Annotated in this window: 11 protein-coding genes; 4 read left to right on the top strand and 7 right to left on the bottom strand. The window is 66.7% G+C overall.

The genetic code is table 11. From position 1 onward, the window contains the following. Nucleotides 1–6 precede the first annotated feature (6 nt). The 7 genes from J5M67_RS08935 to J5M67_RS08905 form a co-directional block, all read right to left on the bottom strand. Nucleotides 7–1,167, bottom strand: coding sequence for an acyl-CoA dehydrogenase family protein (locus J5M67_RS08935; RefSeq protein ID WP_207884940.1), 1,161 nt, complete (start codon nt 1,165–1,167; stop codon nt 7–9). A gap of 17 nt (nt 1,168–1,184) precedes the next feature. After that, complete coding sequence (locus tag J5M67_RS08930; protein ID WP_207884939.1) at nt 1,185–1,973, bottom strand: enoyl-CoA hydratase/isomerase family protein; 789 nt, start codon at nt 1,971–1,973, stop codon at nt 1,185–1,187. Nucleotides 1,974–2,459: 486 nt separating this feature from the next. Continuing rightward, complete coding sequence (locus J5M67_RS08925; RefSeq protein ID WP_207884938.1) at nt 2,460–3,872, bottom strand: amino acid permease; 1,413 nt, start codon at nt 3,870–3,872, stop codon at nt 2,460–2,462. A gap of 500 nt (nt 3,873–4,372) precedes the next feature. Further along, entirely contained in the window at nt 4,373–6,610 is a 2,238-nt protein-coding gene (locus tag J5M67_RS08920; RefSeq protein WP_207884937.1) for an ATP-binding protein, read from the bottom strand. Beyond that, entirely contained in the window at nt 6,607–7,380 is a 774-nt protein-coding gene (locus J5M67_RS08915) for an ABC transporter substrate-binding protein (RefSeq protein ID WP_207884936.1), read from the bottom strand. The genes J5M67_RS08920 and J5M67_RS08915 overlap by 4 nt, the downstream gene beginning before the upstream one ends. Nucleotides 7,381–7,383: 3 nt before the next feature. Beyond that, nucleotides 7,384–8,124: a response regulator gene (locus tag J5M67_RS08910; protein WP_207885001.1), complete on the bottom strand. Its 741-nt coding sequence runs from the start codon at nt 8,122–8,124 to the stop codon at nt 7,384–7,386. Between the two features lie 108 nt (nt 8,125–8,232). Continuing rightward, nucleotides 8,233–8,880 carry a TetR family transcriptional regulator C-terminal domain-containing protein gene (locus tag J5M67_RS08905; protein WP_207884935.1) on the bottom strand — a complete coding sequence of 216 codons (648 nt, stop codon included), beginning with the start codon at nt 8,878–8,880 and terminating at the stop codon, nt 8,233–8,235. Nucleotides 8,881–9,076: 196 nt separating this feature from the next. On the opposite strand from J5M67_RS08905, the gene J5M67_RS08900 reads away from it, so the two are divergent. The 4 genes from J5M67_RS08900 (at nt 9,077) to J5M67_RS08885 (ending at nt 13,880) form a co-directional block, all read left to right on the top strand. Next, nucleotides 9,077–10,180, top strand: coding sequence for a polyamine ABC transporter substrate-binding protein (locus J5M67_RS08900; RefSeq protein ID WP_207884934.1), 1,104 nt, complete (start codon nt 9,077–9,079; stop codon nt 10,178–10,180). Nucleotides 10,181–10,273: 93 nt separating this feature from the next. Next, complete coding sequence (locus tag J5M67_RS08895; protein ID WP_207884933.1) at nt 10,274–11,692, top strand: aminotransferase; 1,419 nt, start codon at nt 10,274–10,276, stop codon at nt 11,690–11,692. 53 nt (nt 11,693–11,745) lie between these two features. Next, nucleotides 11,746–12,612 carry a response regulator transcription factor gene (locus J5M67_RS08890; RefSeq protein ID WP_207884932.1) on the top strand — a complete coding sequence of 289 codons (867 nt, stop codon included), beginning with the start codon at nt 11,746–11,748 and terminating at the stop codon, nt 12,610–12,612. A gap of 260 nt (nt 12,613–12,872) precedes the next feature. After that, nucleotides 12,873–13,880 (top strand): alpha/beta fold hydrolase, encoded by a 1,008-nt coding sequence (locus J5M67_RS08885; protein ID WP_207884931.1) that lies wholly within the window; start codon nt 12,873–12,875, stop codon nt 13,878–13,880. Nucleotides 13,881–14,055 lie beyond the last annotated feature (175 nt).

Below are 14,055 nucleotides of genomic sequence, written 5' to 3'. Positions count from 1 at the left end.
AGTACCTCAGCGCAGCAGCGGGCGCAGCAGTTCGCGGGAAATGATGTGGCGCTGGATTTCCGAGGTGCCTTCCCAGATGCGCTCGATACGGGCGTTACGCCAGATGCGCTCGACCGGCCCCTCGTCCATCAGGCCCATGCCACCGAAGATCTGCACGGTCTCGTCGGCGACCTTGCCCAGCACTTCGCTGGCGAACAGCTTGGCCATGCCGGCCTCGCCGTCGGTCATGCTGCCGCGGTCCATCTTCCAGGCGGTGTGCAGGGTCATCAGCTCGGCGGCGCGGATCTGCGTGGCCATGTCGGCAAGCTTGAAGGAGATGCCCTGGTAGCTGCCGATGGCCTGGCCGAACTGCTTGCGGTCGGCGGACCATTGCAGCGCCAGGTCCAGCGCGCGCTGGGCCTGGCCGACGCAGTTGGCGGCGACCATCACGCGGCCGGCGGTGAGCCAGGCGTTGGCCACTTCCCAGCCCTTGTCGACTTCGCCCAGCACCTGGGAGGCCGGCACGCGGCAGTCGTCGAAGAAGATTTCGTAGGTGTGGTAGCCCTTGTTGCTCACGCATTTCGGGCCACGGCGCACGGTCATGCCGGCGGTGCCCTTGTCCACCAGGAAGGCGGTCACGGCGTTGCGCTTCTTGCCGTTGCGCTCGAAGGTATCGGTCACCGCGAAGACGATGGCGAAGTCGGCGTGGCCGGCGTGGCTGATGAAGTGCTTGGAGCCGTTGATCACGAAGTCGTCGCCGTCACGCACGGCGCGGGTCTTGATCGAGTTGGCGTCGGAACCGGCGCCCGGCTCGGTGAGGGCGAAGCAGTCGATCTTCTCGCCCTGTACCACCGGCAGCAGGTAGTCCTGGATCTGCTGGCCCTTGCAGGCCATGAGGATCTTCGAGGGACGCGCGACGAACACGTGCAGCGCCCAGGAGACCTTGGACAGCTCGCGCTCGACCAGCGCCTGGGACAGGTAGTCCAGACCACCGCCGCCCACTTCCTCGGGCATGTTGAAGGCATAGAAGCCAGCCGCCAGGGCCTTGCCGCGAATCTGCGCGGCCAGTTCCGGGGACACCGCGTCGGCGCGGTCCACTTCTTCCTCGTACGGCAGCAGCTCTTTCTCGACGAAAGCCTTGACCGCCTCGACGAGCATTTCCTGTTCCTGGGTCAGTTGGAAATCCATCACATCACCTGCAGCCGTTAGCGGCCTTTGAATTGGGGGGAGCGTTTTTCGGCCACGGCGCGCAGCGCCTCGGCGGCATCTTCACTGCGGCCGCAGAGCAGGCCGGCGGCCTGTTCGGCCTCCAGTTGCTGGGCCAGCGTGCGGGCGGCGCCGTCGCGCATCAGGCGCTTGGTCTGGGCGAAGGCGAAGGTCGGGCCGGCGGCCAGGCGCGCGGCGAATTCGCCGACGTGTTCCAGCAGTTGTTCATCGGCGACCACTTCGCTGACCAGGCCGGCGTTCAGGGCGCGCTCGGCGTTCCACAGCTCGTCGAGGAACAGCAGGCGCTTGGCCGCTTCGCTGCCGATCAGGCGCGGCAGGTGCCAGCTGGCGCCGGCGTCCGGGCAGTAGGCCATGCCGGTGTAACCGGCCTTGAAGCGGGCGGAGGCGCCGATGACGCGGAAGTCGCAGCACAGGGTCAGGTCCATCCCGGCGCCGACGGCGGTGCCGTTGACGGCGGCGATGGTCGGCTTGTCGAGGCCGTGCAGGCGGCGCATCAGGGCGTGGGCGGTCTCGGTCCAGCCGTAGGTTTCCAGCTCGCCACGGGCTTCGGCCTCGGCCCATTCGGCGAGGTCGGCGCCGGCGCAGAAGCTGCGGCCCTGGCCGGTGAGCACGATGACGCGCACCGCCGGGTCGGCCTCATGGGCGTCGAGCAGGGCGTGCAGGTTCTTGAGCGTCGGGATGTCCAGCGCGTTGCGCTGCTCGGGACGGTTCAGGGTGATCCAGGCGATGCCGTCCTGGACCCGGCTGAGCGGGGAAAGTTGAGTCATGCGGCCCTCATTCTTGTAGACGATTGTGTTGAGGCGTTGGCGCCAATACTAAACAAGTGTTCAGCAAGGCGGCAATCCACCCGAATGGGTGGCTTGTAACGCCCCTGGCACCGGCGCGAAGGCCGCGCGGTGCGGGGGCCGAGGGGTTTTCCCATGGTGTCCCCCGAGAGCTTGTTACAACTTCGAACAAACGGCCTTGCAGGCCTTCGCGGACGGAGTCCGCTCCTACGTAACCGGCTGGCGTAGGAGCAACTGTCTTGTCCCGGATTAAATCCGTGCCTGTGCTTCCCCCTCACCCCAGCCCTCTCCCGCTTGAGGAGCGGGGCGCGCAGCCAGGGTTAGGGTGGGGGCTTTTGATCTCGTAGGAGCGGACTCTGTCCGCGATGGATTCCCGACGGCTCTGGAGCTGGGCGGGTTCGCGAGCAAGCTCGCTCCTACGAAAAGCAAAAAGCCCCGCGATGCGGGGCTTTTTCGGTGCCACCAGGCTCAGCCGATACTCGGCACCGCCTCGTCGGTCAGTACATGGCCGCGCTTGCGCTTGAGCACGTAGTAGGCCAGGTAGCAGGCCGCCATGAAGCCGAAGCCCCAATACAGCGACGGACGCTGGGTCGGGTCCAGGGCGAGGAATACGAACAGCGAGCAGCAGATCGCGATGCACGCCAGCGGGATCAGCGGGAACAGCGGCGCGGCGTACTTCAGGTCGGCCACGGTACCGCCCTTGGCGATGTGCTCGCGGCGGAAGCGGTACTGGGCGTAGGCGATGACGATCCAGGTGACGGTGCCGGACATCCCGCTCACCGCCATCAGCACCATGAACAGGGTGTCGGCGGCGACGATGCTGGTCAGCAGCGACAGCAGGGCGAAGGCCAGGCTGATCAGCAGCGCGTAGAGCGGCACGCCACGGGCGCTGAGCTGGGACAGCTTGCGCGGCGCCATGCCGGTCTTGGACATGGCCCAGAGGATGCGGGTGGAGGCGTACAGGCCGGAGTTGCCCACGGACAGGATCGCAGTGAGGATCACGAAGTTCATCAGGTCGGCGGCGTAGGGAATGCCGACCATGTCGAACACCTGCACGAACGGGCTTTCCATCAGGCCGGCTTGCTTCCACGGCACGATGCAGGACAGCACGACGATCGCCAGCACATAGAAGATCAGCACGCGGAACACCACGTTGCGCACGGCGCGCGGGATGCTCTTTTCCGGCTGGTCGGTTTCGCCGGCGGCGACGCCCATGATCTCGCAGCCCTGGAAGGCGTAGACCACCGTCATCATCACCGCGAACACGGCGGACAGGCCATTGGGGAACAGTCCATCGCTGACCAGGTTGGACAGGCCCGGCGCGGCGGCGCCGCTGTTCAGCGGGATGGCGCCGAAGATCACCAGCAGGCCAACCACGATGAAGGCCAGGATGGCGGCGACCTTGATGCCCGAGAACCAGTATTCGGCCTCGCCGAAGGCGCGGGTGGCCAGGGCGTTGAGGGAGAACAGCACGACCACGAAGAAGCCCGACCAGATCCAGATCGGCACCTCGGGGAACCAGCGGGTCATCAGCATGCCGGCGGCGGTGAACTCCAGGCCCACGGTGGAGGCCCAGCTCATCCAGTAGACCCAGCCGATCATGAACCCGGTGGCCGGGCCGATGAAGCGCGTGGCGTGGGCCTGGAAGGAGCCGGAGACGGGCATCTGCACCGACAGCTCGCCCAGGCAGACCATCACCAGGTACATCAGCAGGCCGGCAACCAGGTAGGCGAGGATGGCGCCCATGGGGCCGCCGGAGCCGATGGTCACGCCCGAGCCCATGAACAGGCCGGTGCCGATCACGCCGCCCAGGGACAGCATGAAGATGTGGCGGCTCTTCAGCGCGCGGGTGAGTTGGATCTTCTCTTGCGACTCAGACATGGCGCACCTCCACGGAATGGCGGGCGCGGCTGAGCGGAACTCTACGTTGGATCATTATTGTTATCTCCAATCAATCAGAGGCCGTGGCTCGGGCACGGATGCCACCGGATTATTGGAAGGCGATGTAAGACGCCGTTGTTCGGGCGGATCGAAGTTGTAGGAAGTTGTAAGGATTTTGTGCAGGGCGCGCGGGACGGGGGTTTCAGGGTTTGGCTTTTCGTAGGAGCGAGCTTGCTCGCGAACAGGACTAGCCGGCGACAAGGGAGTTGTGCAGGGTTCGCGAGCAAGGGCTAGGCGCCCCCCTCGGTCCTACAGGGTCTGGTGTTCTTCGGTGGTATTGGCGCTGAGCTTTCCCCTCCCCCTAACCCTCTCCCGGAGGGAGAGGGGACTGTTCGGTGCAGGATGAAGGTGTGTCGTCAGCCGGCACAATTGGCCCCCTCTCCCTTCGGAGCGGGGCGCGCAGCCAGGGCTGGGGTGAGGGCAGGCCACCCGCGCAGGAGTTACGCCTGAGTGCCCTTCAACAACTGGAACGCCACCCCCCTCTCCCGCTCCAACCGCTCCGCCCACTCGCCGAGCGATGAACCCGCCAGTGCAGCCTGCTCCAGCTCACCCAGGCCATCCCCCAGCCCACGCAAGCCCATCGACCGGCAGCTCCCCGCCAGTCGATGAGCCAGGCTGGCCACCTCCACGGCGTCCTCCTGGCGCAAGGCTTCCAGCAACAGCGGCCACTGCTCGTCGAGCAGCTTCCACAGGCTGGCGAGCAGCTCGTTCAGCTTGTGCTCGCCCAGCAGCCGACGATGGGTATCGAGCACCTGGCGGTCCAGCGGTCCGTTATCCACAGCCTCCGGCACAGACGCGGACGCCACGCCGGACAGCGCCCGGCGCAGGTCGTCCAGGCGCAGTGGCTTGCCCAGCACGCCCTGCATGCCCGCCTCGAAATAGCGGCGGACCATCCCCGGCTGCACGCTGGCGGTGAAGGCGTGGATCGGCGTATCCCCATTGAGCCCGCCGGGCTGCTTGCGGATCGCCCGGCACAGGTCGAGGCCGGTCATGCCCGGCAGGTGCATGTCCAGCAGAATCAGGTCGAAGGCCCGCTGGGCGGTGAGCGCCAGCGCAGGCCCGGCGTCGTCGGCGAGGTAGACATGATGGCCGTCGCGCTCCAGCAGCCCCTGGGCAACTTCGCGGTTGAGCGCGACGTCTTCCACCAGCAGCACCTCCAGCGCCAGCGCCCGCTCGGCCACCCGCGGCGTACGCGGGAGGTGCCCCGGCGCCAGGGTGATCTCGAACCAGAAGGTGCTGCCCTCGCCCTCCAGGCTTTCCACGCCGATCTCGCCGCCCATGGCTTCCACCAGGCGCTTGCTGATCGCCAGCCCCAGGCCGGTGCCGCCGTAGCGCCGCGCCACCTCGTCGCTGGCCTGGGTGAAGCGCTGGAAGATCTTTTCCTGCTGCTCGGCGGAGATGCCGATGCCGTCGTCGATCACCGCGAAGCGCAGGTGCTGCCCGGCCTCGCCGCTCTCTAGCAGCGTCACCTCCAGCAGCACTTCGCCCTCCTCGGTGAACTTCACCGCGTTGGCCAGCAGGTTGCTCAGCACCTGCCGGAGGAACTGCTCGGCGCCCCGGCAAGCGTCCTGTACCTGCGGATCGACGCGCAGGCGCAAGCCGATGCCGTTGTCGGCGGCGCGCGGCTCCAGCAGGGTCACCACGTCGTCGAGCAGGCGGCGCAGGGAGAAGTCCACCGGCTCCGGCTGGCTGGCGCCGTCTTCCAGCTTGGCGAAATGCAGCACCTCGTTGAGGATCGCCAGCAGCCCCTCGCCGGCCGTGGACAGCGCCTGCAGCCGGCGCCGGTCCTGCTCGCCCAGCGGCGCGGCGCGCAGCAGCTCGGCCATGCCGAGGATGCCGTTGAGCGGCGTGCGGATCTCGTGGCTCATGGTGGCGAGGAAGCGGCTCTTGGCGCGGTTGGCCTCCTCCGCGTCCTCCTTGGCGCGACGCAGGCTGGCGGTGCGCCGTTCGACCCGGCGCTGCAGCTCGTCGCGCTTGCTCTGCAGGGCAGCGCGGTCGGCCTCGCGCCGCCGCAGTTCCGCGCGCAGGGCACGGCGCAGGTCGTCGAGCGCGTCGGCAACGGTGTCGATCTCGTCCTCATGGCGACGCTTGTGCAGCGCCAGCTCGGTCTGCAGGTCGCCACCGGTGAGGCCGCGGACGAAGTCGGCCATGGCCCGCAGGTGGCGGGTGACCAGGCTGTGGAACAGCCAGCTCAGCGCCACCGCCAGGCCGCAGAGGAACACACCCATCCACAGCAGGCTGGTCAGGCCGCCATGCAGCAGGCGCCGGTAGACCGCGCCGAGGTCGATGCTGATTTCCAGTTCGCCCAGTGCGCGGCGCTCGCCGTCCGGCGGCTGGAAGGCCAGGGCGTAGTGCTCGACACGGAACGGGCCGTGCTTCACCTCGGCGTCCTGTTCCAGGTTGAAGTCGGTGCTGCGCAGGCGCACCTGGGCGATGTCGGGGAAGTCCGCCAGGCCGTGCAGCTGCACGTTGAGCTGTTCCTGGTTGAGGTCCCAGAGGCTGCGCTCGAAGCTGGCCAGGTAGCCGACGCGGATCAGCTCCAGGCGCGCATCGATGTCGCGCATCTCGCGGCGGTATTCGAAGTACAGCTGCACGGCGCTGGCCAGCACGGTGAAGCACAGGCTGAACAGCAGCACCCGCAGCAGCAGGCGCCGGGCCAGGCCGCCCGGCAGTTTCATCGCGGCACCCCGTCGCCGGCGAGCATGGCGCGGTAGCCGCGCTCGCTGTCGTCCAGCCAGCGCGCCACGCTGCCGTCGTCCACCCGCTTCTTGAGTACCGCATCGATCTCGTCCATCCGCGCGGCCAGCGGCGAGTGGCGCGACACGGCGATGCGCAGGTAATCCACGGTCAGCGGTCTGGGCAACGCGACGATGTCCTCGCCGCCGGCCAGTTGTTCGACGAACAGGGTGCCGGTGCGTCGCTCGTGGGCGATGAAGTCGATGCGCTGGCGGATCAGCTTGCCGAAGTTCTGGCGGCTGTCGGAGACCCATTCGACGTTGCCGCGCTCGGCGACGAAGCGGTCGAACTCCGGCCCGTAGCTTTCGCCGAACAGCAGCCCGCCCCGGTAGTTGGCGAGGTCGCCGAGCTGGTCGAAACGCACCGGCTTGCGGCGGTTGTAGAAGATCGCCACTTCCTCACGCAGCACCGGTACGCGGGAAAACAGCAGGCCGTCGTCGCGCTGCGGCGTCTGGTAGGCCAGCACCAGATCGACGCGGCCCTCGGCGGCATCCAGCAGGCAGCGCTTCCAGTTGCCCAGCACCACGGTCTGCACCTCGTAACCCAGTTCGCCGAGCACGCTGCGCACGGTCTGCGGCGCCAGGCCGCGCACATCGTGGCCGTCGCTCCAGGAAATGGGCGGGTAGACGGGGTAGTCGCAGTAGCGGATCGGCTGCGCGGCACCGGCAAGACTGCTGAACAGCGCCAGGCACAGCAGGGCCAGCCAGCGCATGGCTCAGGCGTCGACGGGCGTGGCGGTGAACAGGTAGCCGGCGCCGTGGATGGTGATGATCAGCTCGGGCTCGGCCGGGTCGTCGCGCAGCTTGCGGCGCAGGCGGCCGACCAGCACGTCGATGGAGCGGTCGTTGGGCAGCCATTCGCGGTTGCGGATCTGGTCCATCAGCTGGTCGCGGCTCAGGGTGTGGCCGGTGTTGCGCAGGAACACGCAGAGCAACTGGAACTCGCCGTGGGTCAGCGGGGTTTCGCTGCCGTCGCGGTCGATCAGGCGACGGCGGTCCGGGTCGAGCGTCCAGTGGGCGAAGCGCTTGTGGTTCTGCCGCGCCGTCTGGGCGGCCGGGCCCTGGCGGGCGTGGCGCACGCGGCGGATCAGGTTCTTCGCCCGCGACACCAGCTCGCGCGGGTTGAGCGGCTTGATCACGTAGTCGTCGGCGCCGCACTCCAGGCCGACGATGCGGTCGATGTCGTCGTTGCGGCCGGTGATCAGGATGATGCCGACCTCCGAGCGCACGCGCAGTTCGCGGGTCAGGGTCAGGCCGTCCTTGCCGGGCAGGCGGATGTCGAGCATCACCAGGTCGATGGGCTGGTCGCTGCGCTCGGCCTCGGCCAGGCTCGTCTCGGCCTGTTCGGCGGTGCCCGCACAGAGCACGTCGTAGCCTTCCTCGCCGAGGTAGGCCTGGAGGAGCTCGCGAATCACCGGATCGTCGTCGACGATCAGTACACGGGAAGTCATCGCAATACCCTGCTGACGCCACGCTGTTTGCGGGGCAATTCTTGTTATTAGTCTAGAGAGGTCTGTAGGACCGGTCCTGCGGAGGCAGCAGGTTACCGATCGCTGAACAGCTGATCAACAACCCGCCGCCGCACGGCTGAAGCGCTGCCGGCCACCGTATTGCAGGCCATCCACCCAGGCTTCGCAAATCTGTACGCCCTGCTCCGGGGTGAAGGTATTGGGATTCAGACCGGACTCCAGCCACAGCCCGTCGAGCAAGGCGCTGAGGGCGATGGCGGCGAGGTCCGCGTCAAAATCGGACCAGCCCTGCTCCTTCGCCAGCTCATTCAGCGCCTGCGCCAGCAGCGAGCGGTACTCGCCGTAGGAATGGTCGTGCGCCTTGTTGATTTCCTCGGCGGTCTTCACCGCACCCCAGAACGCCAGCCAGGCATCCAGCAGCTGCGGGTCGAGCAGTTCGGCGGAGAACGACGCGCGGAAGAACGCCGACAGCCGGGCGCGGGCATCGGGCGCCGCCTGGGCGATGGCTTCGCGCAGCAGCAGCATCACTCGCCCGGTGACCGTCAGGTAGGCCTCGGCCACCAGTTCGTCCTTGCCCGAATAGTGGTGGTTGATCAGCCCCACCGAGACCCCGGCCTCGGCGCAGATCTTGCGGATCGACGCACCCTGGAAGCCGTGGCGCTTCAGGCAGGCGAGCGTCGCCTCGATCAGCAGCGCCTTGCGCTGTTCGGGCTCCAGTCGGGAAAAGCGGACTTCCTGGTTCATTCCTGTAATTCCGAGTGGGTATGGGGAGAATTTGAACGATTGTTCGACAAGATGCCAGTCCCAGGGTCTGTCGTCGCCTGGGCGCCGTCATTGCAACGGTAACAGAGCCTACCTACCCGTTCGGGGAATGGTCCGCCAACCGGCGGTGGCCGAGAGTGGCCCCATCAGCGAACACAACAACAACAGGTGGACTGACATGCAGAAAACCCTCGCTGCAGTACTCAGCGCGGCCCTGGCGACCTTGCCGGCGCTGGGCCACGGGGAAGACAGCAGTAGCGCCAATACGCTGCGGCTGTACAACTGGGCAGACTACATCGGCGAGCACACCATCGCCGATTTCGAGAAGGCCACCGGGATCAAGGTGGTCTACGACACCTTCGACTCCTACGAGACCGTGCAGGGCAAGCTGCTGCCCGGCCGCTCCGGCTACGACCTGGTGGTGCTCAACGCCGCCCTGGTGCCGCCGCTGCTCAAGGCCGGCGTGTTCCAACCGCTGGACAAGTCCAAGCTGCCGAGCTGGAACAACCTCGATCCGGACGTCCTCAAGCACCTGGACCACTACGATCCGGGCGTGCAGTACTCGGCGCCCTACACCTGGGGCAGCAACGGCATCACCTACAACATCGACAAGATCAAGGAGCGCATGCCCGATGCGCCGATCGGCTCGCTGGCGATGCTGTTCGATCCGAAGATCGTGTCGAAATTCGCCGATTGCGGCGTGACCATCATCGACTCGCCCACCGACGTGATCCCCCTGGCCCTGGCCTACCTAAAGCGCGACCCGAACAGCGCGCTGCCCGAGGACCTGAAGGCCGCCCAGGACCTGCTGCAGTCGATCCGTCCGTACATCCGCAAGTTCGACTCCACCAGCTACCTCAACGGCCTGGCCAACGGCGACCAGTGCATGGCCATGACCTGGTCCGGCGACTACGCCACCGCCCAGGCCCGCGCCGACGAGGCCGGCGCCAAGGTGAAGCTGGGCTATTTCGTGCCGAAGGAAGGCTCGCTGATCTGGTTCGATGACTTCTACATCCCGGCCGACGCGCCGCACGTGGCCAACGCCCACAAGTTCATCGAATACATGCTGCAACCCAAGGTGGCCGCCGACATCAGCGACTTCATCCGCTACGCCTCGAGCAACGCCGCCGCCAAACCCATGCTCACCGCCGAAGTGCGCAACGACCCGGCGATCTACCCCGACGCCGAGACCCGCTCCCGGCTGTTCACCCAGAAAGTGCAGAACCCCAAGGCCACCCGCCTGATCACCCGCACCTGGGCGGCGGTGAAGACCGGAACCTGACGGATCGCGACGAACCCGCCCCGGCCTGAGCGCCGGGGCACGGGGAGAAGGCTCTCCCCCACACGAATAACCGAAAGACGAAAGGTACAGACGATGAACACCCCAACCCCAGCCTTCTTCGCCCAGTTCAACGACGAGCAGCTGGTCGCCGCCGACAAAGCCCACTACGTGCACGGCTACCACGTGTTCGACGATCACCGTGTCAACGGTGCGCTGAACATTGCCGCCGGCGAGGGCGCCTATATCTACGACACCAAGGGCAATCGCTACCTGGATGCTGTGGGCGGCATGTGGTGCACCAACATCGGCCTGGGCCGCGCGGAAATGGCCGACGCCATCGCCGAGCAGGTCCGCCGCCTGGCCTACTCCAACCCGTTCTGCGACATGGCCAACGTCACCGCCATCCAGCTCTGCGAGAAACTCGCGCAACTGGCGCCAGGCGACCTGGACCACGTGTTCCTCACCACCGGCGGCTCCACCGCCGTGGACACCGCCTACCGGCTGATCCAGTACTACCAGAACTGCCGCGGCAAGCATGCCAAGAAGCACATCATCAGCCGGGTCAACGCCTACCACGGCTCGACCTTCCTCACCATGTCGCTGGGCGGCAAGGTCGCCGACCACCCGGCCGAATTCGACTTCCTCAAGGACGTCATCCACCACATTTCCTGCCCCAACCCCTACCGCGCGCCGGAAGGGATGACCGAAAGCGACTTCCTCGAATTCCTGGTGAAGGAATTCGAAGACAAGATCCTCGAGCTGGGCGCCGACCAGGTGGCGGCCTTCTTCGCCGAGCCGATCATGGGCTCGGGCGGCGTGATCATCCCGCCCAAGGGCTATCACAAGCGCATGTGGGAGGTGTGCCAGAAGTACGACGTGCTCTACGTCGCCGACGAGGTGGTGACCTCCTTCGGCCGCCTCGGCGCCTTCTTCGCCTCCGAGGACGTGTTCGGCATGCAGCCGGACATCATCACCACCGCCAAGGGCCTGACCTCCGGTTACCTGCCGCTGGGCGCGTGCATCTTCTCCGACCGCATCTGGAAGGTGATCGCCGAGGCCGACCAGGGCCGATGCTTCGCCCATGGCTTCACCTACAGCGGGCACCCGGTGAGCTGCGTCTCGGCGCTGAAGAACATTGAGATCATCGAGCGCGAAAACCTGCTGGAGCACGTGAAGGATGTCGGCACCTACCTGGAGCAGCGTCTGCAGGAACTGGCCGGGCTGCCGCTGGTGGGCAGCGTGCGCTGCCAGAAGCTGATGGCCTGCGTCGAGTTCGTCGCCGACAAGCGCACCAAGGCGCTGTTCCCCGAGGAGCTGAACATCGGCGAGAAAATCCACCTGCGCGCCCAGGCCCGCGGCCTGCTGGTACGGCCGATCGTGCACCTGAACGTGATGTCGCCGCCGCTGACCATCACCCGCGAGCAGGTCGACGAGATCGTCGACACCCTGCGCGAGTCGATCCTCGAAGCCGCCGAAGACCTCAAGCGCAGCGGTGACTACGCGGGGAACTGATGAGCGATCCGAGGATTTTGCCTACACCCCGGCAGCCCTTTAGACTGCCGAACATGAGCGAATCCCAGGCAATCAGCGAATCGTCCGACGCACCGGCCCTGCATGCCTGGCATGCGGGGCTGGCGCGCGCCATGGCCAGCGTCGGCGACGTCGTCTTCGTCGAGCGCCTGGCCGAGGCGCTGGACTGCCTGGTGCCGGTGGAATCGATGATGCTCGGCCTGGAGCAGCGCGGCCAACCGCCGCAACCGCTGTACCAGCGCGGCATCGCACCGGCGCACCACGAGGCGCTGATCGACCGCTACTACGCCCGCGGCTATCTGCTCGACCCCTTCTGCCTGGCCATGGAAGACGGCCTCACCGAGGGCTTCTACCCGCTGGCCGACATCGCCCCGGACGACTTCTTCGCCAGCGAGTACTACAAGACCTACTACCTGCGCTGCGGCTGCACCGAGGACTGCCACTTCATCGTTGACCTGGGCGAGCAGCGCAAGGTGTCCCTGTGCCTGTACCAGGGCAACAGCGGCGCGCGTTTCAGCGAAACCCAGCTGGACCTGCTGGCCGGCGCGCTGCCGCTGGTGCGCGAGCTGATCCGCCAGTTCGAGCGCAACGGCGGCCTCGACCTATTGCTGGCGGGGCGCGGCGAGGGCAATGCGCAGGCGGCCCAGGCACCGCTGAACCGGCACATCCGCGCGGCCTTCATGAACTTCGGCGCGGACCTTTTGACCGAGCGCGAACGGGAAATCGCCCACCTGCTGCTGCGCGGCCACTCGGTGAAATCCAGCGCGCGGGTGCTCGACATCTCCCCGGAGACGGTGCGCATGCACCGCAAGCACCTCTACACCAAGCTGGAGATCAACTCCCAGGCGGAGCTGTTCTCGCTGTTCATCGACTGGCTCACTGGCGGCGTCAGCGCGGCCTGAAGCCGGCTCCTCGCAGGATGGCGTGGAGCGAAGCGATACCCATCGGACTCATACGCCATCAGCATGGGTATCGCTGCGCTCCACCCATCCTACGGTTCGAACCCGAAGTGATCGGGAACCACGCCCTACACCCGGGTTGGGCGGCGTGGATATCGAGCACACATCGAACTCAGCCGATGCGGCGCCGGCCGAGAAAATCTGCCAACCTATTGCCGTTCCCGCTGTCTGACCCGTGCCCAAACCACCCGGAGAGCTCCCCGATGCGCCGCTGGCTACCCGCCCTGCTACTGGCCGCCACCCTGCCGCTGCATGCCGCTGAAACCAAGCCCACCTACGGCCCGGAACTGGAGCGCTTCCAGTACGCTTTCCCGGTCGGTCACTACAGCTTCGCTTCCCAGGGCCATCACATGCACATGGCCTACATCGATGTGAAGCCCAGGCAGAAAGCCAACGGTCGCACCGTGGTGCTGCTGCACGGCAAGAACTTCTGCGCCGGCACCTGGGAAAGCACCATCGCCGCCCTGAGCGACGCCGGCTACCGGGTCGTGGCGCCGGACCAGATCGGCTTCTGCAAATCCACCAAGCCCGAGCGCTACCAGTACAGCTTCCAGCAGCTGGCGACCAACACCCACGCCCTGCTGGAGCACCTGAAGGTCGGCAAGGTCACCCTGCTCGGCCACTCCACTGGCGGCATGCTCGCCACCCGCTATGCATTGATGTACCCCGAACAGGTGGAGCAGTTGGCGATGGTCAACCCCATCGGCCTGGAAGACTGGAAGGCCCTGGGCGTGCCCTACCGCACCCCGGACCAGTGGTACGAGCGCGAGCTCAAGACCAGCGCCGAGGGCATCCGCCAGTACGAACAGGCGACCTACTACGCCGGCCAGTGGAAGCCCGAGTACGACAAGTGGGTGAACATGCTCGCCGGCCTGTTCAACGGTGCCGGCCACGAGCGCGTGGCGTGGAACTCGGCACTGCTCTACGACATGATCTTCACCCAGCCGGTGGTCTATGAATTCGGCCAGTTGAAGATGCCGACCCTGCTGCTGATCGGCACCAGGGACAATACGGCCATCGGCAAGGACATCGCGCCGGCCGAGCTGAAAGCCAGGCTGGGCAACTACGCCGAGCTGGGCAAGCAAACCGCCAAGGCGATTCCCAACGCCACCCTGGTGGAGTTCGACGACCTCGGCCATGCGCCGCAGATCCAGGACCCGAAGCGGTTCCATGAGGCGCTGCTCAAGGGGTTGGCGGACCTCAAGCACTGAGGCGGGCCCCTTTTCGGCGCCGGGGTGAGGGCCGTTGTAGGAGCGAGCTTGCTCGCGAACCGCCCAGCATCCGAGCCGCCGGCAAATCCGTTCGCGAGCAAGCTCGCTCCTACGAAGAGCAGCCTCGCCGCCCCTGTAGGAGCAACTGTCTTTTGGGCTCCCGCGTTCGCGGGAG

It is taken from the genome of Pseudomonas sp. 30_B, from assembly GCF_017491605.1.
In the GTDB taxonomy this organism is placed as follows: domain Bacteria; phylum Pseudomonadota; class Gammaproteobacteria; order Pseudomonadales; family Pseudomonadaceae; genus Pseudomonas.
This window is presented reverse-complemented; position numbering and strand designations above follow the sequence as displayed.

What these genes read in the sequence shown, in the direction of transcription:
- J5M67_RS08925 (WP_207884938.1), bottom strand. Translation starts at nt 3,872, where the DNA reads ATGTCTGAGTCGCAAGAGAAGATCCAACTCACCCGCGCGCTGAAGAGC.
- J5M67_RS08915 (WP_207884936.1), bottom strand. Translation starts at nt 7,380, where the DNA reads ATGCGCTGGCTGGCCCTGCTGTGCCTGGCGCTGTTCAGCAGTCTTGCC.
- J5M67_RS08930 (WP_207884939.1), bottom strand. Translation starts at nt 1,973, where the DNA reads ATGACTCAACTTTCCCCGCTCAGCCGGGTCCAGGACGGCATCGCCTGG.
- J5M67_RS08890 (WP_207884932.1), top strand. Translation starts at nt 11,746, where the DNA reads ATGAGCGAATCCCAGGCAATCAGCGAATCGTCCGACGCACCGGCCCTG.
- J5M67_RS08905 (WP_207884935.1), bottom strand. Translation starts at nt 8,880, where the DNA reads ATGAACCAGGAAGTCCGCTTTTCCCGACTGGAGCCCGAACAGCGCAAG.
- J5M67_RS08895 (WP_207884933.1), top strand. Translation starts at nt 10,274, where the DNA reads ATGAACACCCCAACCCCAGCCTTCTTCGCCCAGTTCAACGACGAGCAG.
- J5M67_RS08935 (WP_207884940.1), bottom strand. Translation starts at nt 1,167, where the DNA reads ATGGATTTCCAACTGACCCAGGAACAGGAAATGCTCGTCGAGGCGGTC.
- J5M67_RS08920 (WP_207884937.1), bottom strand. Translation starts at nt 6,610, where the DNA reads ATGAAACTGCCGGGCGGCCTGGCCCGGCGCCTGCTGCTGCGGGTGCTG.
- J5M67_RS08900 (WP_207884934.1), top strand. Translation starts at nt 9,077, where the DNA reads ATGCAGAAAACCCTCGCTGCAGTACTCAGCGCGGCCCTGGCGACCTTG.
- J5M67_RS08885 (WP_207884931.1), top strand. Translation starts at nt 12,873, where the DNA reads ATGCGCCGCTGGCTACCCGCCCTGCTACTGGCCGCCACCCTGCCGCTG.